General features: G+C 56.0%; 21 protein-coding genes. 16 read left to right on the top strand and 5 right to left on the bottom strand.

All coding sequences use genetic code 11. The features are described from left to right. The first annotated feature begins 57 nt into the window (after positions 1-57). The 14 genes from NUV55_RS13330 (at position 58) to NUV55_RS13265 (ending at position 8,923) form a co-directional block, all read left to right on the top strand. A complete protein-coding gene (locus NUV55_RS13330; protein ID WP_296673758.1) occupies positions 58-231 on the top strand; it encodes a DUF4160 domain-containing protein in 174 nt (57 codons plus the stop codon). Beyond that, entirely contained in the window at positions 191-460 is a 270-nt protein-coding gene (locus NUV55_RS13325; protein ID WP_296673756.1) for a DUF2442 domain-containing protein, read from the top strand. Before NUV55_RS13330 ends, NUV55_RS13325 begins: the two co-directional genes overlap by 41 nt. Positions 461-473: 13 nt before the next feature. Further along, positions 474-716 carry a type II toxin-antitoxin system HicB family antitoxin gene (locus tag NUV55_RS13320; protein ID WP_296673754.1) on the top strand — a complete coding sequence of 81 codons (243 nt, stop codon included), beginning with the start codon at positions 474-476 and terminating at the stop codon, positions 714-716. A gap of 505 nt (positions 717-1,221) precedes the next feature. Then, positions 1,222-1,431 carry a hypothetical protein gene (locus NUV55_RS13315; protein ID WP_296673753.1) on the top strand — a complete coding sequence of 70 codons (210 nt, stop codon included), beginning with the start codon at positions 1,222-1,224 and terminating at the stop codon, positions 1,429-1,431. A gap of 143 nt (positions 1,432-1,574) precedes the next feature. Continuing rightward, positions 1,575-2,600 carry a hypothetical protein gene (locus NUV55_RS13310; protein WP_296673751.1) on the top strand — a complete coding sequence of 342 codons (1,026 nt, stop codon included), beginning with the start codon at positions 1,575-1,577 and terminating at the stop codon, positions 2,598-2,600. Between the two features lie 154 nt (positions 2,601-2,754). Beyond that, positions 2,755-3,231, top strand: a complete 477-nt coding sequence (locus NUV55_RS13305; RefSeq protein WP_296673749.1) for a DUF2569 domain-containing protein — start codon at positions 2,755-2,757, stop codon at positions 3,229-3,231. A 103-nt stretch (positions 3,232-3,334) separates the two neighbouring features. Beyond that, a complete protein-coding gene (locus tag NUV55_RS13300) occupies positions 3,335-3,586 on the top strand; it encodes a GlsB/YeaQ/YmgE family stress response membrane protein (RefSeq protein ID WP_296673748.1) in 252 nt (83 codons plus the stop codon). Positions 3,587-3,598: 12 nt separating this feature from the next. Continuing rightward, a complete protein-coding gene (locus tag NUV55_RS13295) occupies positions 3,599-3,997 on the top strand; it encodes a VOC family protein (protein WP_296673746.1) in 399 nt (132 codons plus the stop codon). 76 nt (positions 3,998-4,073) lie between these two features. Then, positions 4,074-4,997: a phosphogluconate dehydrogenase (NAD(+)-dependent, decarboxylating) gene (gene gnd, locus NUV55_RS13290; protein ID WP_296673745.1), complete on the top strand. Its 924-nt coding sequence runs from the start codon at positions 4,074-4,076 to the stop codon at positions 4,995-4,997. A gap of 110 nt (positions 4,998-5,107) precedes the next feature. After that, positions 5,108-6,583 (top strand): glucose-6-phosphate dehydrogenase, encoded by a 1,476-nt coding sequence (gene zwf, locus NUV55_RS13285; protein ID WP_296673743.1) that lies wholly within the window; start codon positions 5,108-5,110, stop codon positions 6,581-6,583. Positions 6,584-6,587: 4 nt separating this feature from the next. After that, complete coding sequence (gene pgl / locus NUV55_RS13280; protein ID WP_296673742.1) at positions 6,588-7,292, top strand: 6-phosphogluconolactonase; 705 nt, start codon at positions 6,588-6,590, stop codon at positions 7,290-7,292. A gap of 16 nt (positions 7,293-7,308) precedes the next feature. Continuing rightward, a complete protein-coding gene (locus NUV55_RS13275) occupies positions 7,309-7,671 on the top strand; it encodes a cupin domain-containing protein (RefSeq protein WP_296673741.1) in 363 nt (120 codons plus the stop codon). A 251-nt stretch (positions 7,672-7,922) separates the two neighbouring features. Next, positions 7,923-8,540 (top strand): lytic transglycosylase domain-containing protein, encoded by a 618-nt coding sequence (locus NUV55_RS13270; RefSeq protein WP_296673739.1) that lies wholly within the window; start codon positions 7,923-7,925, stop codon positions 8,538-8,540. A gap of 74 nt (positions 8,541-8,614) precedes the next feature. Continuing rightward, a complete protein-coding gene (locus NUV55_RS13265; RefSeq protein ID WP_296673737.1) occupies positions 8,615-8,923 on the top strand; it encodes a hypothetical protein in 309 nt (102 codons plus the stop codon). 122 nt (positions 8,924-9,045) lie between these two features. Here the strand turns inward: NUV55_RS13265 and NUV55_RS13260 are convergent, their stop codons facing one another. Further along, a complete protein-coding gene (locus tag NUV55_RS13260) occupies positions 9,046-10,209 on the bottom strand; it encodes a hypothetical protein (RefSeq protein ID WP_296673736.1) in 1,164 nt (387 codons plus the stop codon). A 110-nt stretch (positions 10,210-10,319) separates the two neighbouring features. On the opposite strand from NUV55_RS13260, the gene NUV55_RS13255 reads away from it, so the two are divergent. Further along, on the top strand, positions 10,320-10,445 hold the full coding sequence (locus NUV55_RS13255; protein ID WP_296673734.1) for a hypothetical protein: 126 nt from the start codon (positions 10,320-10,322) through the stop codon (positions 10,443-10,445). 48 nt (positions 10,446-10,493) lie between these two features. On the opposite strand, the gene NUV55_RS13250 is transcribed toward NUV55_RS13255, so the two are convergent. The 3 genes from NUV55_RS13250 to NUV55_RS13240 all read right to left on the bottom strand — a co-directional run bounded on the left by NUV55_RS13250 (position 10,494) and on the right by NUV55_RS13240 (position 15,002). Further along, complete coding sequence (locus NUV55_RS13250; RefSeq protein ID WP_296673732.1) at positions 10,494-11,732, bottom strand: VWA-like domain-containing protein; 1,239 nt, start codon at positions 11,730-11,732, stop codon at positions 10,494-10,496. Between the two features lie 153 nt (positions 11,733-11,885). Continuing rightward, entirely contained in the window at positions 11,886-12,962 is a 1,077-nt protein-coding gene (locus NUV55_RS13245; protein WP_296673731.1) for an AAA family ATPase, read from the bottom strand. A gap of 153 nt (positions 12,963-13,115) precedes the next feature. Then, the gene (locus NUV55_RS13240) at positions 13,116-15,002 is read right to left on the bottom strand and encodes a potassium transporter Kup (RefSeq protein ID WP_296673729.1); all 1,887 of its coding nucleotides are present in this window, start codon (positions 15,000-15,002) and stop codon (positions 13,116-13,118) included. Between the two features lie 242 nt (positions 15,003-15,244). On the opposite strand from NUV55_RS13240, the gene NUV55_RS13235 reads away from it, so the two are divergent. Continuing rightward, a complete protein-coding gene (locus NUV55_RS13235; RefSeq protein ID WP_296673728.1) occupies positions 15,245-15,610 on the top strand; it encodes a TusE/DsrC/DsvC family sulfur relay protein in 366 nt (121 codons plus the stop codon). A gap of 5 nt (positions 15,611-15,615) precedes the next feature. Here NUV55_RS13235 and NUV55_RS13230 read toward each other — a convergent pair whose 3' ends face one another. Further along, positions 15,616-17,427 (bottom strand): ABC transporter ATP-binding protein/permease, encoded by a 1,812-nt coding sequence (locus tag NUV55_RS13230; protein WP_367280430.1) that lies wholly within the window; start codon positions 17,425-17,427, stop codon positions 15,616-15,618. Positions 17,428-17,512: the final 85 nt, after the last annotated feature.

Raw genomic sequence — 17,512 nt, 5'->3', positions numbered from 1 at the left:
ACAATATTTCGAGAAAAAGGGTTCCGTTTCTTTTTCTTTTCACGCGAAGAAACGCGTATGCATGTGCACGTGTACTGTGAACGGGGCGAGGCGAAATTCTGGCTGGAACCGCGCATCGAATTGGCGCAGAATTACGGAATCCCGGCCCGCGATCTGCGCATTATTGAAGGTTTAATCGAGGATCACGCCAATGAAATCCGCAAAGCTTGGAAAAAGCACTTCGACCGCTGAGGTCACCAACGTCTCCAAGCATGGATTCTGGATTCTCCTGGGCAATGAAGAACTGTTTGTCCCATTTACCCAGTTTCCATGGTTTAAGGATGCCCCCGTAAGCCAGCTACTCAACGTCGAGTGGCCGCAACCTCACCATTTGTACTGGCCCGATCTCGATGTTGATCTGGCCGTGGAATCCATTCGACATCCCGAGAAATTTCCGCTGGTGTCGAAACAGATTAAATGATGTAAGGTGCGTCATGCTTCGCAGTTACATTCAAGCCGCCCTGCGATACGCCAAGCACAATATTCTTTCCGATACGAAAAGTTATTACGGCGAGATTCCGGCTTTTCAAGGCGTTTATTCCAATGCGAAAACCCTTGAAACCTGTCGGAAACCACTCCAAGAGGTCTTGGAGGAGTGGATTCTGTTCCGCGTCTCCAAACACCTGCCGCTGCCCATCGTGGACGGTATCGAGCTGAAAATCCGCATGATCGTCTAGTTAATGTAGGGTGCGCCATGCACACCGTTCAACAGCATAATTGCGGGTGGCTCCTGATGCCCTGTGCTGCACATGGACGTGCTAATGTCGCGAGCGCATGGATGCACAGGAGCGACCACCCTGGGTGGCTTTTGTTTCGGCAAAAGTCACCAAAACCACTCCCCCCGGAGCGCGCGAAAGCCTCCTTCGTATCCTCGCCCCACCGGGCGCTCGACCAACTCGCCGGGCGCAAAATACGCGCTCCGGGCTCAAACACGGTCTCGCTTAAAAGCTCCCGGTGGGGCTGCGGTACTCGGCGCGCGCTACGGGGTTTAAAAAAGCAAGTATTCTCCGCGCCCTGCTTGACTGATATAACGGAAAGCACAACCATGCCACTTAAAGATGGTAGGGTAAAAACTAATTCAGACAGAGCAAATCAATGATATAGGACAGCATATGCTGCTCTGAGTTTTTTGCACAAAATTACAACACTTAATTTATAGGAATTCTTTCGTAGGGAGGAGTAATGGATAAAATAACCGACGATAAAATAAAGGAACCTAAGCAGTTATCCATTGATTCTCCCCCACAAGATATCGTGTCTCAGGATTCTCCAAGCAAGGCAAGTGTGGTTGAGCCAGAACATCCTCTTGCAAAAAATATAAGTTTGTATCTACACCGATTGCGCGATATTCAAGTTAGCTTGCAAGCATTTATGCGCTTGCAGTTAAATTAACTAATAAGAATATCGAAAATATTAGAAAAGATATCGATGAGATTATTTCATTTGTTCCACCCATAGGTCCGCAAGAAACCATTCAAATTACTAAAAAAGCCTTAAAAGTTAAGAGGCAAGTCGAGCGTATAGAATCGTCAAATTTGCCAGAAGTTGTAGAAACTAGTTTATTTCTAGGAATGTTTAGTGCATATGACGCATTTACAGGTAATCTTATTGCTGAGATTTACAGACTTAAACCTGAACTATTCAACGTAATTAATCGTAACGTACCAGTATCAGAAATACTTCAGTTCGATTCATTTGAAGCGCTTAAAGAATCGGTATTGCATGACGAAATTGAAAACTTTAGAAGGAAAAGCTATGTAGAGCAGTTCGAGGACATGGAGAAGGTATTTGATCTAAACCTTAAGATCTTTGATAGGTGGCCGCAATTTGTTGAATGCGCTCAAAGACGAAATCTTCTTACACACTGTGACGGGATAGTAAGTGAACAATATCTACAAGTCTGTAAAAGAGAAGGCTATGTATTTTCATCACAGATTCAAATAGGCGACAAACTCAAACTCGGAGGAGAGTATTTTCTTCCATCGTGTGAACTGCTGATGGAAGTGGGCCTAAAGTTAGGCCAAACTCTCTGGAGAAAATTATTCCCTGATCAAATAAATAAGGCTGATAGTCATTTAATTCAGGTGACGTACGATTCCTTGCAAAGAGAAAAATGGAAGCTTGCTCAAGTGTTTGGGGAATTCGCAATTAGTCAAAAAAGATTTTCAAACGATTTAAATTATAAAATCTCAATTATTGATTACGCTATCTCACTCAAATTCGGAGGAGAACTAGAAAGCGCAGATAGCATTCTCAAGACTGTCGATTGGACAGCGGCTATAGATGAATTCAAACTTGCAGAGGCAGTTTTACTTCACAAGTATGATTTTGCTGCTGAAATTATGAATAAAATTGGTAAAAAAGGCACGCTTATTAGTGAACATGCGTATCATGATTGGCCATTGTTTAGTGAATTCAGGGCAACGCACCAATTCTTAGATGCTTATGAGAGGATTTATGAATATCCATTTGTTGATGAGCTTAAACGCGAGGCGATAAAAGCAGAAGAGGTAGCGTCACGAAAAGAATCTAATCAAGAAGTGAGTAACAAAGAGAAATAGGGGGCTGCCTCAGCTACTTTAACGGACACCAACCTAAGGCACATAATGCCAACGGAGGCGTCCGGACTAAGAAATAGGGTCAGAGAATAATTGCCGCTAATTTTAGTAAAGAATTTCTCTCTGATCCTAGTTTTACGAAAATAAAGGGGAAAACATGACAGAAGAAAATAAGCTGGAAGGACTAGGTGGTTTGTTGGTGCTTGTGGGCTTGGGAATCATTCTTTCTCCAATATTAGTAATTGCACAAACTTTCCCGATATATTCTGAAATGTTCTCTAATGGGTCTTGGGAAGTGCTGACCACTCCGGGAACCGAGGCATACAATCCACTCTGGGCACCGATTCTGATATGTGAAATAACAATTAACATTGCTCTGGTTTTTGCGTGGTTATTCATTGCTTTTTTATTTTTCTCAAAGAAAAAAATATTTCCCAGGTGGTATGTCGGTATTCTGTTATTTACTCTGGTATTCCTTCTTGTTGATGCTTTTTCTATAAAATTGGTCCTACCAAACGAACCAGTATTCGACCCCGGCACATCAACAAATATTATTCGTTCAGTTGTCGTGACGCTCATATGGGTACCATATATTTTTATGTCAAAACGGGTGAAAGCCACGTTCGTGAAGTAACGGAACTTGGTTCCAAGGACTAAAGGGGCCAGGCTCAATTTCTTGAATAATTAATCCTGACTCCTTTAATTCTCAATCATTTCATAGACACGGAGGTGAAATCATGGATATAACAGGATTGTTAATATTTCTGGCAATTGGTGCCTTAGCCGGCTGGTTGGCGGGAACATTCATGAAAGGTCGTGGTTTTGGCCTGCTCGGTAATATCGTTGTTGGCATCATAGGTGCCGTGCTTGGTGGTTTTGTATTTGGTCTGCTGGGTATCACGGCGGGTGGATTAATTGGTTCAATCGTTATGGCCACTGTCGGGGCTGCATTGCTGCTGTTCATTATCGGCATCCTCAAGAAGGCATAACGACCTGACAACATGGAACCCCGCCTCAGCTTTGTAACCCTCGGCGTCTCCGATCTCCAGCGCGCGACGAAATTTTACGAGGAAGTATTGGGCCTACCGCGCATATCCACGCCGCCCGAAGTTACCTTCTTCGAACTCGGCAAGACCTGGTTGGCGCTGTATCCGCGCGAGCTGCTGGCGGCGGATGCCGGGGTTCCGGCGGCGGGGTCAGGGTTTCCCGGTTTCACGCTGGCGCACAACGTGCGTTCGGCGGCGGAGGTGGATGCGCTGCTGAAGGAAGTCGCGGCCAAGGGAGGCCGCATCGTGAAGTCGGGCACGCGCGCGGACTGGGGCGGGCATACGGGCTACTTCGCCGACCCCGATGGTTTTCTGTGGGAAGTTGCCTGGAACCCACAATTTCCGCATACGTAAAACAGCGAGATTCACAAACTCCCGGTTCATGTTAAGGTCAACATTCCTGCAAGGATAATTCCGGGAGACATTGACCGTGGAACTGGGACTGATCGGTCTGGGACGCATGGGGGCCAACATGGCCCGGCGGTTGAGGAAGGGCGGTGTTGAAGTCGTCGCTTGGAATCGCACTACCGAGGTCACGCAGGACCTCGCCAGGGAAACCGGCCTCGAGGCCGCGGCCAATCTGGCGGATATCGTTTCCCGGCTCAGGGCTCCCCGCATCGTCTGGCTCATGCTCCCCGCCGGCGAGGTGACGCAACAGCATATCGATCAACTTTCCGCGCTGCTGTACCCGGACGACATCATCGTGGACGGAGGCAATTCCTACTATAAGGATTCGTTGCGCCGTGGGCAGGAGCTGGCGGCGAAAAAGCTGCATTACATCGATGCCGGCGTGTCGGGTGGCGTATGGGGGCTGGAGAACGGCTATGCGCTGATGCTGGGCGGCGAGAAAGCTGCCGTGGACCACCTGAAACCGATTATCAAGGTGCTCGCGCCCGCGCCGGACAGGGGCTGGCTGCACTGCGGGCCGGCGGGCGCTGGGCATTTCGTGAAAATGATCCACAACGGCATCGAGTACGGCATGATGCAGGCCTACGCCGAGGGCTTCGCGCTCATGAAGGCGCGCAAGGATTTCGACCTCGATCTCGGTGCGGTCGCCGAGATGTGGCGCCACGGCAGCGTGGTGCGCAGCTGGCTGCTCGATCTCAGCGCCGATTATCTGACGCAAGATCAGGAGCTGAAGGACATCGCGCCCTTCGTGGGCGATTCGGGTGAGGGCCGCTGGACCGCAATCGAGGGCATCGAGCAGGGCATACCCACACCAGTGATGAGTCTCGCTCTCATGATGCGTTTCGCCAGTCAGGGCAAGGACGAATACGCCGGCAAGCTGCTGGCGATGATGCGCCGGAGCTTCGGCGGGCACGCGACGAAGGAAAAAAGCAATAGACAGGATTAACAGGATTTACAGGATTAAAAAATCTTGTGAACAAAATCTTGTTAATCCTGTGAATCCTGTCCATTTATTTTTATAGGGATGTCAGGGAGGCAAACGACTGAAAGGACAACATGGCGGATCTCGGACCCTGTTATTTCGTCATCTTCGGCGCCACCGGCAACCTCGCCGCGCGCAAGCTGCTGCCGGCGCTCTACCAGTTGGAAGCAGCGGACCGGCTGCACGCCGACCTGCGCTTCCTCGCCTTCGCCCGGCGCGACTGGACCCTGAGCGAATGGCTCGGCTTCCTCAAGCAGAGCGTCCAGGAGCATTTCGACAAGTCATTCGATCCGGAGGTATTCAAGCGCTTCGAGGCGCGCTTCGATTACGTCATGGGCGATCTCAATGATCCGCAGGCCTACAGGCGCATGATGGACGAGCTCAGCAAGCCGCGCATGGGTGTGTGCGAGAACATGGTGTTTTATCTCGCCATCAAGCCGTCCGATTTTCTGGTGGTGATCGAGCAACTGAGCAAGATCGGCATCAGCCGCACCCACGGCCGCCACCGCATCGTGGTGGAAAAGCCCTTCGGCGAGGATATCGAGAGCGCGCAGAAGCTGAACGCGAAACTGCATCACTATTTCGATGAAGACCAGATTTACCGCATCGATCATTACCTCGGCAAGGAAACGGTGCAAAACCTGCTGGTGTTCCGTTTCGCCAACACCCTGATCGAGCCGATCTGGAACCGCAACTACATCGACCACGTGCAGATCACCGTGGCCGAGTCCGAGGGTGTGGGCCGGCGCGCCGGTTACTACGACACCGCCGGCGCGCTACGCGACATGCTGCAAAACCACCTGATGCAGTTGCTGACGCTGGTGGCGATGGAGCCGCCGGCGAAGCTCGACGCCGACTCCCTGAGTGACGAGAAGGTGAAGGTGCTGCGCTCGATACGTCCCATTCCGCCGCAAAGCGTGGGCGATTACGCCTACCGCGCCCAATACGCTACCGGGCGCGTGAACAACCATGACGTGCCGGGTTATCTCGACGAGGAAGGCGTGGCCAAGGCCTCGGCGACCGAGACCTTTGTCGCGGCCAAGTTCTATATCGACAATTGGCGCTGGCGCAGCGTCCCGTTTTTCCTGCGTACCGGCAAGCGCATGGCTGATAATTTTGCACTCATCGCAATCCGCTTCCGCCATCCGCCGCAACTGCTGTTCCATGAGGCCGGCGCGGCACACATCGACCCCAACTGGATATTGCTGTCCATGCAACCGACCGAGTGCATGCACATCGAACTGCACGCGAAGGAGCCCGGACTCGGCATGAATACGCGCATCGTGCGCCTTAACGCCACGTATCGCCCAAGCCAGGCGACTACGATGGAGGCGTACAAGACGCTGCTGCTGGACGTCGTCGAAGGCGACCGCAGTCTGTTTCTTCGTTTCGACGAAGTCGAATGGGCGTGGCGCGTGGTCGATCCGATCCTGCGCGACTGGTCGCAACGCCGCGATTACATTGCTACCTACCCGGGCGGCACCTGGGGCCCGCGCGAGGCCGGCCGCCTGTTCGAGCGTGAGGACCAGGTCTGGCGCAACGAGATTTGACGGCGTGAGCGCGCAGGCACCGATGACGCGCTGGCAGGTGTTTCCGGATGGAGCCGCGCTCGCGGATCAGGCGGCGGCGATGATTCTCGATGCCGCGCGCGCTGCCATAACGGCACGTGGCGTGTTTCATGTCGTGCTGGCCGGGGGCAATACGCCGAAGGATGCCTATGAACGGTTGCGCGAGTGTGGGGCGAATTGGGCCAAGTGGCAGATTTATTTCGGTGACGAACGCTGCCTGCCGCGCGGCGATCCCGAACGCAACGACACCATGGCGCGCCGCGCCTGGCTCGACCACATCAGAATTCCACCCGTGAATGTCCATCCCATCCCGGCCGAGCAGGGCGCGGAAAAGGGCGCGGAACGTTATGTCGAAATCCTTCGCCGCGTGCCGGAGTTCGATCTGGTGCTGCTGGGGCTGGGCGTGGACGGCCACACCGCCAGCCTGTTCCCTGGTCGCCAGGAAAGACTGGGGATGAGCGACGCTGATGTTATTGCGGTAAGCACGGCGCCGAAACCGCCGCCGGAGCGCGTGAGTTTGAGCGCCACGCGGCTGAGCCGTGCGCAGCGAGTTTTGTATATGGTGGGCGGCGAATCCAAGCGCGCGGCGGTGAAGTCGTGGCGTGCGGGGGCGGATATACCACCACAGCACATCACGCCCACTCTGGGAATTGACGTGTATGTCGACCGCGCGGCGTGGCCGGAGGCATAGTACACTCAAGTGAGTTATGCATAAGAGCCGCTACACCAGCGTTAAACCCTTCACCACCAAAGATGGTTCCATCATTCGCGAGCTGATGCACCCGAGCGTGCACGGTAACGCGAACCAGAGCCTCGCCGAGGCCATCGTGCCGGTCGGGCAGGGGACGCAATTGCATCAGCATCATCGCAGCGAAGAAATTTATCACGTCACCGAAGGCGAGGGACGCATGGTGCGGGGCGATGAGATATTTGCCATTATTCCGGGTGATACGATCTGCATACCACCCGGGACGCCGCACCGGGTGGATAACACCGGACCGACGGAATTGAAAATCCTTTGCAGCTGTTCCCCACCGTACTCCCACGACGATACCGAGCTCCTTAAATAGACCGTCTATCCTGGACGCGTTGCGGTCATTTCCTGTCTTTTTCCTATTTTAGGAGAGCGGACCGAGACCGTATTGTGAAAAACCCTTCCCAGGCATGAGCTTAGCTCAGGCATGATCCTAGCTTTTGCCTGAAAAATCATCGGCGGCACGGGAGTTGCAGGTTCCATTGGCAAGAACCTCAGCTATATATCTAAAGGATGCGAGGCAACAAACGGTCACTGACGGGTAAGAGCGCGACAGTCCTTGGACTGTTGGCGATATTTTCTGTCTGCAGCGTGGCACGGGCCGAGGTGTACGTGTACGAAATGCCGGACGGCTCGCGCATGATCACCGACCATCCGATCAATGCCAAACACTCGCGCGTCGTGCGCGTGGCTCCTACCGTAAAGGGCGCAGGGCAGCTCGCGGCGCAGAAGAACAGCCCGGTGTTTCGTGAAGCACCTGCCACCTATGACCGTCTCATCCGACGTTACGCCGATGAGTACGGTGTGGATTTTGCGCTGGTCAAGGCCATCATGCAGGCAGAATCGTCGTTCAATCCTTACGCCGTGTCGGACAAAGGCGCGCGTGGTTTGATGCAGATGATGCCGTCCACGGCAGGTCAATATGGCGTGCAGGACATTTACAACCCGGGCGAGAATATTCGCGCGGCGGTACAGCACCTGAAATATTTATTCGACACCTTCGACCACAGACCTGTGCTCGTTATCGCCGCTTACAACGCTGGCGAAAACGCAGTGAAAAAACATCGCGGCATACCGCCTTACGAAGAGACAGAGAATTACGTCAAAAAGGTTTTGCAATATAAACGTCAGTACACTCCCAACTATCGTATATTCAGCGTTGCCGCCAATCCCTCCGGCGGTTGATTTGCCAATGCGCGGCATTCCGCGTAACCTGCGGACGGACGTGTGGTTCCCCATCACATTGGCCGAGCAAATTCATGAGCGATGACAAAACCACCCCACTGGAGAGCAAGGAATTTCAAATTCTGAAGGCTTTGAAGCTGGTATTAACCGATGTGGTGAAGGACACGGCGACCCAACCGGGCCTGAAGCATCCCTTGTCAGACCGGACGATCGAAGGTATCCGCCAGTGCCTCAAGCTGATTTCCGCGCGTGAGCGCGAGATCGTCGAGGATGCTGGCAAGACCATGGACATGCGTCCGCACTACGTGGATGAGCCGAAGAAGAGCGTCGTGGTACCGATCACCAGTATCAGCCGCAACAAGAAAGACCCCGAGAAGAAATAAGAATCTAGAAAATAAATGGACAGGATTAACAGGATTTACAGGATTAAAAATATTGTGAAACAAAAATCTTGTTAATCCTGTGAATCCTGTCTAATTTTTTTTTGCTTTTTTAGTTTTCCCCGCTATTTTCCAGGCATACGCCGCGCGGCCCTGCTGCCGGACGGCGCGTGCGCTGTTTTGCGCAGCACCGCGTATTGTTGCAGCAGCGGCTCCAGCACCGGTTCCAGCTTGCGGCGCAGCAAGGTCCCGCTCGCGGTGGACGCAGCGATAATGGGCGTGACCAGTGCCTCGCCGGTGTGCGCGAGAGTGAGCATGGCGGCAATTTCTTCTCGCAGTTCCGGAACGGCATCCAATAGCACGGCAGCTTTGTTGCCGGCGGTTGCCATCCGTTTTTCCGCACGGGCCGTGGCCGCGCTGATCTCTCCGGCCGTTCCCTGCGCGCCCAACGCCGGCTTGAAGTAATTCCCGATGATATCCATCAGCTTGGCAACAGTGTATTTGTCTATCGGGTGTTGCAGTTGTGTCTCGGAAACAGCGAGAAAAGTCTGGCCCGGACTGTCGAGCAGCTTGGCCAGCAAGGCTGCCAGCGTATTGCCAGCGGTTGCCAGCGCTGTAAGTGTGTCGCGATAGTTTGCATGGTCATCCCGCACCGGCAAGGGATCGGGCAGCTCGTCCGGCAGCGCTTCCAGGAATCCGATGTGGTAGGCATTGCGATGCGTGCCAAGGCGGAAGATGCGATCGCGCGGTTCGGCGTCGATCAGGCCGGGCTGGAGAATGAGCCGTATCGTGGCGATGACCAGCATCGGGTCGGACTCGAACGGCAGATGTTCCGCCAGATAATCCGCGAGTTCCTTGCCCATCTTTCCCTGCACCACGGCCGGCTTATCGAGCATGCGCCGCGCGATGTCGGAGGTCGGCTGGGCCCACCACGCGCGTCGCGCCAGATCGTCGCTCAGGCCCGACGCGCCGGCCACAGCGGTGACCGCCTCGGGTTCGCCGAGCAACAGCAGTTTATCCAGCCGGGCCTCGCGCGCCTGGCCCATGCGCGTCCAGCGTTGCAGGAACACCGGATAACCGCCGGGCGAACCAAGCACGTGGCTCGACAGCATTTCGCGCACCAGCCGCAAATATTTTTCCGGACGGCAATTGGGGTTGAGCGGCACGCGCGCCTCGTTGCCGCGCGCCAGTCCGTAGAGCGTCATGCTCTGCTCGTCGATGCGGATCGCCTCGATGTCGTTGGCGAGCAGCACGTTCAGCCGCAGCAGGTCTTCGCTGGAAAGTTCCATTATTAAAAAAGAGAATTGACAGGATTTAGCAGGGCGAGCCGGAAACAGACGAAGACACTTAACGTGTCTTCGTCCCGGCGAGCGCCCCGCCATGGATGGCGGGGCCGAGTATGTCGAAGTTTCATTCCCTCGCCATGGAAGGCTTGCCTGCCGTCCCTGGCGCCACCGCTGTGGCTTCGATGAGCCCCGGCCCGCACTTCCTTGTGCGGGCGCTCAGCGGCGCCGATGCACGTTAAGTGCATCGGCGACTACTCCGCTTCGCCCTGTTAATCCTGTCCATTAAATCAGTTTAATTGGATGCGTTGGCCCCAAGGCACTTTCTCCTTGCCCTTGACCAGCCACAGCACCGGATAGAACGGCTCGCGCTTGGGGAATTCACCCTTAGCGTCGGTGAAGTACATCAGCAGATTCGGTGGCCGTTCCTGGCTCTCGGCCCAATCGAAGATGGGCGTGAATCGTGTTCCGCCGCCGCCGTGCCACTGTTTCGGCAGTTCAATTTCCTCCCACGGTTCGAAGGTCCAGGGCCCGTCTTGGGCCAGCTTGTCGTCGCAGGCGTGCAACGTGATGCGTGCGCCGACCTGGCCCTTGATGGCGTTGACCTCGCTCACGAATTCCTTCATTTCCTCGTCCGAGATGGAACCACTGGTGTCGAGTACCACGACGAGGTCAATGTGCTGGCTGCGCATACCGGGCAGGATGGCGGTGCCCTCGCGCCGTGACGGATGCGCGAAGCTGTAATCGTCGCGCGCGGCGCGCGTCATGTAGTGTGCGAGCAGCATGCGCCACGGCAGCTGCGGTTGCAGCAAGTGGTCCACGATGCGCGCCATCGAACCGCCAAGTTTGCCGGCCTGAATGGCCTGTTGCGCGGCCGAGGCGAGGCGTTGTTGCCACTGCTTGTGGAGCGAATCGCGTTCCGGGCCGGAAAGCGGCGGTGGCTGTGGCGCACCATTGGCTTGTGAATCGATTTCGCCTTGGCTCCCGCTGCCGTCATCGTCCGGTGCCTGTCCCTCGCCACTTTCGCCGCCACCCTGTTCGCCCGGTCCCGGCGGCTTATCGTCCTGATCGTACAGATGCTGATCCATGGGTTTTTGCTCGACATTTTCCTGGAGGCAGGGATAAATTTCCTCCGCGGTCATGTCCTGGTAGGCGTCGAGAATAAGCGCATCCGGTGCCGGTTTCAGTCCGTCTCCCACGAGCAGAGGGTTAATCGCAAAATCGCAGGCTAGGTCCCAGCGACGTTTGTCGCGGTGCTCGCGGCGTGCAAAGTGCGACAGTGCGCAATGCAGCGCCTCATGCGCCAGGATAAATTTGGTTTGCTCGAAAGAAAGCGCCTCGATATAGCGGGGGTTGTAATAGAACGAGCGCGCATCGGTCGCGGTGGTTGGGCACCATTTCGGATTCGCCTCCACCAGCGGCAGGCGCAATACCAATGCACCAAGGAAGGGCTTGTCGATGATCAGCCAGGTGCGCGCGGCAACCAGCTTGTCTTCGACGGCGTTGTTGTTGGGAACATTCGAATTCACAGGATTAACATGATTCTTCAGAATTAATTAAGAAGCATTAAATTTATTAATTTCTGACGCAAAGTCGCAAAGACGCAAAGATTTTTTCGGTTATTTTCAGATCTTTTCTTTGCGCCTTTGCGTCTTTGCGTCAAGCAATCATATAAATCTTGTCTATTTAGATTTAGCCACAGCGGGTTTCTGCCACATGTCGAAGATCATCACGTTGGCGATCTTTTTGGCCCATAGCGCAAATTGCGGAAGTGCAAAAAGTTTTTCGCCCACGGCGCGCTGCATGTCCGAGACCAGCATCACGCCCATTTCCCGGCTCGGAAAACGCCCCGCGTAATCGAGGATGTGGCCGAATACCGTGGCTTCATCGGCGCTGCCTTTGGCGCGGATCGCCCGACCCACGAGCGCCGCCGCCACGGCATATTGCAGATCGATTTCCTTCGGGACGGAGGTGGATGTTCCCTGGATAATGGCGTCGATGTCCGGCAGGTTGTCGAGATTGTCGATGAAGGCCTTGAGCTCCACCCCAGCGGCCGGGCCGACACAGGCTTCGAGCGAGCCCAGCAGCAGCTCTGGTCTTTCGCCGAACTTGGCCAGTGCGCGATGCGCGAATTCCCACGAGCGCGGGCTCGGGAAGGCCACGGGGTTGTGTGCCGGGTCGAAGTCGAACAGCAATTCAGGGCGGAAGCGCAGGAACGCGATGACACGTTCGTCGATATTATTTGCGTAGGCCCAGGCGACCCAGTCGTCGAGATGGGTCTCTACTCCGAAGTGGGAAAAGCGGTTCGCCAGCGGCGCGGGCATGCTGTAGGTGACACCACGGTCGCCCTGGCGGTTGCCAGCAGCGAAGATGGCCCAGCCCGCGGGAACGACATAGGCGCCGAGCCGCCGATCGAGGATCAATTGGTAGGCGGCGGCGGAAACCGTTGGCGCTGCCGAAGTGATTTCGTCGAGAAACAGGATGCCCTCGGCGCCGTGGCGTTTGGTATCCGGCAGCATCGCCGGAATGGCCCACTCAACGACGTCACCGACGCGGAACGGAATGCCACGCAGATCGGTTGGCTCCATTTGCGACAGACGGACATCAATGACCGGAACGCCATGCTTGTTCGCCACTTGCGCCACCATCTGCGACTTGCCGACACCGGGCGGGCCCCACAGCATGACCGGCGTGTGGTGGCCCTCGCGGGTGCTCAGGAATTCACGTTCGAGAACGGCAAGGATGAGCGCTGGGCGCATGGAATCTCCGGTCAGTGTGCCAATGAAAAACGGTCCGCCAAGTATAAATTTGCCGCTGCCGAGCGTCCATGCAAATACTGGATGGGCAGGAAAAGAGGCCCGATTGGGCGCATGGATTTTCGCGGGCCGTTGATTCTGGTCCCTGCGCCGGCGTCAGATCTCGATTTGGGTACCAACTTCGATAACGCGGTTGGCCGGGAGATTGAAGTACTCCACGGGGCTCCCGCCGTTGCGCGCCATGGTGGCGAACAGGCGCTCGCGCCACAGCGCCATGCCTTCAACGCGGATGCTCGGGATCACGGTCTCGCGGCTCAGGAAGAACGAGGTCTGGAGCGGTTGGAATTCCAGCTCGTATTCGCGGCACAGTTCAAGCGCTTGCATGACATCGGGACGGTCCTTGAAGCCGAAGTGAATGGTGACCTGGAAGCAGTTGTTCCCCAGGTCCTGGATGTGCACGCGTTCTTTCGATGGTACCCACGGGACGTCCTTGATGATGACGGTGAGAAAGACCACGCGCTCATGCAGCACCTTGTTGTGCGCCAGGTTGTGCAGCAGCGCATGGGGGACGCTGCCCGGCGTCGAGGTCATGAACACCGCTGTGCCGTGTACCCGCGTCGGCGGGTTGCGCATCAGCGATTTCAGGAACGCCTCCAGCGGGACCGAGGATTCCCGTAGTCGCGCCAGCAGCAGATCGCGTCCGCGCCGCCAGGTGACCATGAGCACGAATATCGCCGCTCCGACAACTAACGGGAACCACCCGCCGTCGAAAACTTTCAGCAGGCTGGCGGAAAAGAATGCCATGTCCACGAGAATGAAGAAGCCGGTGCTGATGGCCGCCACGATCATGGGAATGCCCCAGCCATAACGGATGACGAAGAAAGTCAGGATGGTGTCGATCAGCATGGTGCCCGCCACCGCCACGCCGTACGCCGAAGCGAGATTGGAAGAGGAGCCGAATCCGATTACCGCGGCAAGCACGGATACGAGCAGGATCCAGTTGATGCTCGGAATATAAATTTGCCCGATCTGTTTTACCGAGGTATGCAGAATATTCATGCGCGGCAGGTAACCGAGCTGGACTGCCTGCCTGGTGACGGAATACGCACCCGAAATGACCGCCTGCGAGGCGATCACGGTGGCAGCGGTGGCGAGAGCAATCATCGGGTACAGCGCCCAGGCCGGGTAGGCGTGGTAGAACGGGTTCGTAATTGCTTGTGGATTGACGATCAGAAGCGCCCCCTGTCCGAAGTAATTGAGCGCCAGCGCCGGCAATACCAGGCCGAACCAGGCGAGACGTACCGCGCGCTTGCCGAAATGTCCCATGTCGGCGTAGAGCGCCTCCGCACCGGTGAACGCGAGCAGCACCGCGCCCAGCACCACGAACGAGGCAAAGCCGTGGCCGGTGACGAAGCCAAACGCATGCACGGGATTAAGCGCCCATAACACCGCCGGGTTCTGCACGATGTTGTACACGCCCACGGTACCGAGGGAGAGAAACCACAAGACGCAGATTGGCCCGAACAAGGCCCCGACCACCGCGGTGCCCTGGCGCTGAAAGGCGAACAACGTTACCAGCACGATGACCGCGATCGGAATGACATATGGCTTGAAGGTCGCGGTACCGACCTCGAGACCCTCGACGGCGGACAGGACCGAGATCGCCGGCGTCAGTACGGCATCGCCGTAGAACAATGCTGCGCCGATTACTCCGAGGAGCAGGATAACCGAATGCGTGCGTGGCGAATTCCTGACGGCCGTGGAAGCGAGCGCCAGCAGCGCCATGATGCCGCCCTCGCCCTTGTTGTCCGCACGCATGATGAGCGTTACGTACTTGAGCGATACCACGATCATCAGCGCCCAGAATATGGTCGAAAGCCCGCCGAGGATGTTCGCCGTGTTGAGGGGAATGCCGTGTTCGGGGCTGAAGGTCTCCTTGACGGCGTAGAGCGGGCTGGTGCCGATGTCGCCGAAGACGACGCCGAGGGCGAGCAGGGCAAGTGCGGCAGTAGAGGATTTCCGCGCAGGGGCGTCGTTATTCAAATTGTTATTCTCGGAAAGCACGAATGCGCGCGAATGTTACTCTCGTGTTACAGGATTGCAAGCCGACAAGATTATTGCTTGCATGGAGAGGTTATCCCGTAAGTGTTATCGTCAAATCAAACAGTTGCACGGCGAGGTTTTTCTTGTTGGCAGTCTTGTCGATGCAGGCTGGTGCTCACTGATATAAAATATGGCATCACTTCAAGTCGGTACAAGCCGTTTGATTGGCACGGAGGCAAATCATGCCCGACATAATGAAATTCATCGTTAATGAAGGCGCGATCGAGAAGGACCCGGCAGGAAACCTGATTGGGCTGGATGACTGGTCAGAGGACATTGCCCGGAAGCTGGCCAGTGAAATGAGAATAGAACTCAAGCCGGATCACTGGGAAGTGATTCATTTCCTGCGCGAGCTTTATCGGAGGCATGGACAAGTGCTGCACGCACGTACATTGCTTCTGGCTCTCGAAGAGCGGTTTTCCAGAATGGGCGGGCGCAAATACCTCTATCAACTCTTTCCAGGCGGTGCGGTGACGCAGGCCTCCAAAATTGCCGGTTTGCCTGCTCCCAAGGACAGCGTAAATCCCTCGTTCGGTTCGTCTATGTAGTGGCTTCAGCTACTGACCGCTTTCATCCGCTGTTCCTCTTCCTTTTGTTCCTGCTGTTGCAGCGCCCACATGTGGGCATAGGCGCCGTTGCGCGTCAGTAGTTCGCTGTGGGCACCGCGTTCGATAATGCGACCATGTTCCATTACCAGGATCTGATCGGCATCCATGATGGTGGAAAGCCGGTGGGCAATGACCAGGGTCGTGTGATTGGTCGCGATCTCCTGCAATTCCGCCTGGATCGCCTTCTCGGTGCGTGAGTCGAGCGCCGAGGTGGCCTCGTCAAACAACAGGATCGGTGGGTTTTTCAGCAGTGTGCGGGCGATGGCGACACGCTGTTTTTCCCCGCCGGACAGCTTCAGGCCGCGCTCGCCCACCAGCGTGTCGTATTTGTCCGGCAACGTTTCCACGAACTCGTGGATATGCGCCGAGCGTGCCGCCTCGATGATTTGCTCGCGCGTGGCATCGGGTTGGCCGTAGGCGATGTTGTAGTAGATGGTGTCGTTGAACAGCACCGTGTCCTGCGGCACGATGCCGATGGCGCGGCGCAGGCTTTTCTGGGTGACGTCGCGGATGTCCTGACCGTCGATCAGGATGCGACCGGTGGTGGCGTCGTAGAACCGGAAAAGCAGACGTGAAAGGGTCGATTTGCCGGCGCCGCTCGACCCGACGACCGCGACCTTATGCCCGGAAGGAACATCGAAGCTCACATCTTCTAACACCATGCGCCGGCTGTCGTAGCCGAAACCGACGTGTTCGAAACGGATGGCCCCGCCGCTGATGTTCAGATTGCCGGCATCCGGCCGGTCGCTGACCTCGGTATTTTGCGCCAGCAACCCGAACATGCGTTCCATGTCCGCCAGCGAATGACGGATCTCGCGATACACGAAACCGAGGAAATGCAGCGGCATATAGAGTTGGATCAGGAAGGCGTTGACCAGCACCAGATCGCCGATGGTCATGGTTCCCTGTACCACGCCCTGACCGGCCATGAGCATGAGGATCGTGACGCCCACGGCAATGACCATGCCCTGACCAATGTTCAGCAGCGACAGCGAAGTCTGGTTGCGGACCGCCGCCTTTTCCCAGGATTGCAGGGTTTCATCGTAGCGCCCGGCCTCAAAGCCCTCGTTGTTGAAATACTTCACGGTTTCGTAATTGAGCAGGCTGTCGATGGCGCGCGTATTGGCCTTGGAATCCATTTCGTTCATGTTGCGACGGAAAATCATGCGCCACTCGGTGACCCAAAGCGTGAAACCGATGTAAACCACCAGCGTGACCAGCGTGACGATGCAAAACCAGGGGTCGTATTTGACCAGCAGGATCGCCGCCACGAATCCGATCTCGAGGATGGTAGGCAGGATATTGAACAGCATGAAGTTGAGCAGAAAACGGATGCCCGCCGTACCACGCTCGATATCGCGCGACATCCCGCCGGTCTGGCGTTCGAGATGGAAACGCAAAGCCAGATTATGCAGGTGCTCGAAGACCTTGAGCGCCACGCGCCGGATCGAGCGCTGCGTGACCTTGGCGAACACGGCATCGCGTAATTCGCCGAAGGTGGAGTTGGCGAGCCGCAGCGCGCCGTAGGCAACAAGCAGAAAAACCGGCAAGGCGAGCGTGGCGTTGGTCGTGCTGAGCGCGTCGACGATTTCTTTCAGGACCAGGGGGACGGAAACGGTCGCTATCTTGGCAAGCGCCAGAAAGGCCATCGCCAGCGCGACGCGTCCACGGAATTCCCACAAATAGGGCAATAGCGATTTAATCGCATTCCAGTCACTCTGGCGGGCAGGGGGTTTTCCGTAATGTCGAGTTCGCATAGCGTTGGGGTAGTTGGACAGGAATGAAATGAATTCTACCCGATCTACGTCATATACTTGTAACGTTCATCCGTGGAAATTGCCG

It is taken from the genome of Sulfuricaulis sp. (genome assembly GCF_024653915.1).
Lineage (GTDB): Bacteria > Pseudomonadota > Gammaproteobacteria > Acidiferrobacterales > Sulfurifustaceae > Sulfuricaulis.
This window is presented reverse-complemented; position numbering and strand designations above follow the sequence as displayed.

Excerpts from the sequence above, each read along its gene's own strand:
- NUV55_RS13330 (WP_296673758.1), top strand. The coding sequence starts at position 58 with ATGCATGTGCACGTGTACTGTGAACGGGGCGAGGCGAAATTCTGGCTG.
- NUV55_RS13325 (WP_296673756.1), top strand. The coding sequence starts at position 191 with ATGAAATCCGCAAAGCTTGGAAAAAGCACTTCGACCGCTGAGGTCACC.
- NUV55_RS13320 (WP_296673754.1), top strand. The coding sequence starts at position 474 with ATGCTTCGCAGTTACATTCAAGCCGCCCTGCGATACGCCAAGCACAAT.
- NUV55_RS13315 (WP_296673753.1), top strand. The coding sequence starts at position 1,222 with ATGGATAAAATAACCGACGATAAAATAAAGGAACCTAAGCAGTTATCC.
- NUV55_RS13305 (WP_296673749.1), top strand. The coding sequence starts at position 2,755 with ATGACAGAAGAAAATAAGCTGGAAGGACTAGGTGGTTTGTTGGTGCTT.
- NUV55_RS13300 (WP_296673748.1), top strand. The coding sequence starts at position 3,335 with ATGGATATAACAGGATTGTTAATATTTCTGGCAATTGGTGCCTTAGCC.
- NUV55_RS13295 (WP_296673746.1), top strand. The coding sequence starts at position 3,599 with ATGGAACCCCGCCTCAGCTTTGTAACCCTCGGCGTCTCCGATCTCCAG.
- zwf (WP_296673743.1), top strand. The coding sequence starts at position 5,108 with ATGGCGGATCTCGGACCCTGTTATTTCGTCATCTTCGGCGCCACCGGC.
- NUV55_RS13275 (WP_296673741.1), top strand. The coding sequence starts at position 7,309 with ATGCATAAGAGCCGCTACACCAGCGTTAAACCCTTCACCACCAAAGAT.
- NUV55_RS13265 (WP_296673737.1), top strand. The coding sequence starts at position 8,615 with ATGAGCGATGACAAAACCACCCCACTGGAGAGCAAGGAATTTCAAATT.
- NUV55_RS13260 (WP_296673736.1), bottom strand. The coding sequence starts at position 10,209 with ATGGAACTTTCCAGCGAAGACCTGCTGCGGCTGAACGTGCTGCTCGCC.
- NUV55_RS13255 (WP_296673734.1), top strand. The coding sequence starts at position 10,320 with ATGTCGAAGTTTCATTCCCTCGCCATGGAAGGCTTGCCTGCCGTCCCT.
- NUV55_RS13245 (WP_296673731.1), bottom strand. The coding sequence starts at position 12,962 with ATGCGCCCAGCGCTCATCCTTGCCGTTCTCGAACGTGAATTCCTGAGC.
- NUV55_RS13235 (WP_296673728.1), top strand. The coding sequence starts at position 15,245 with ATGCCCGACATAATGAAATTCATCGTTAATGAAGGCGCGATCGAGAAG.
- NUV55_RS13230 (WP_367280430.1), bottom strand. The coding sequence starts at position 17,427 with ATGCGAACTCGACATTACGGAAAACCCCCTGCCCGCCAGAGTGACTGG.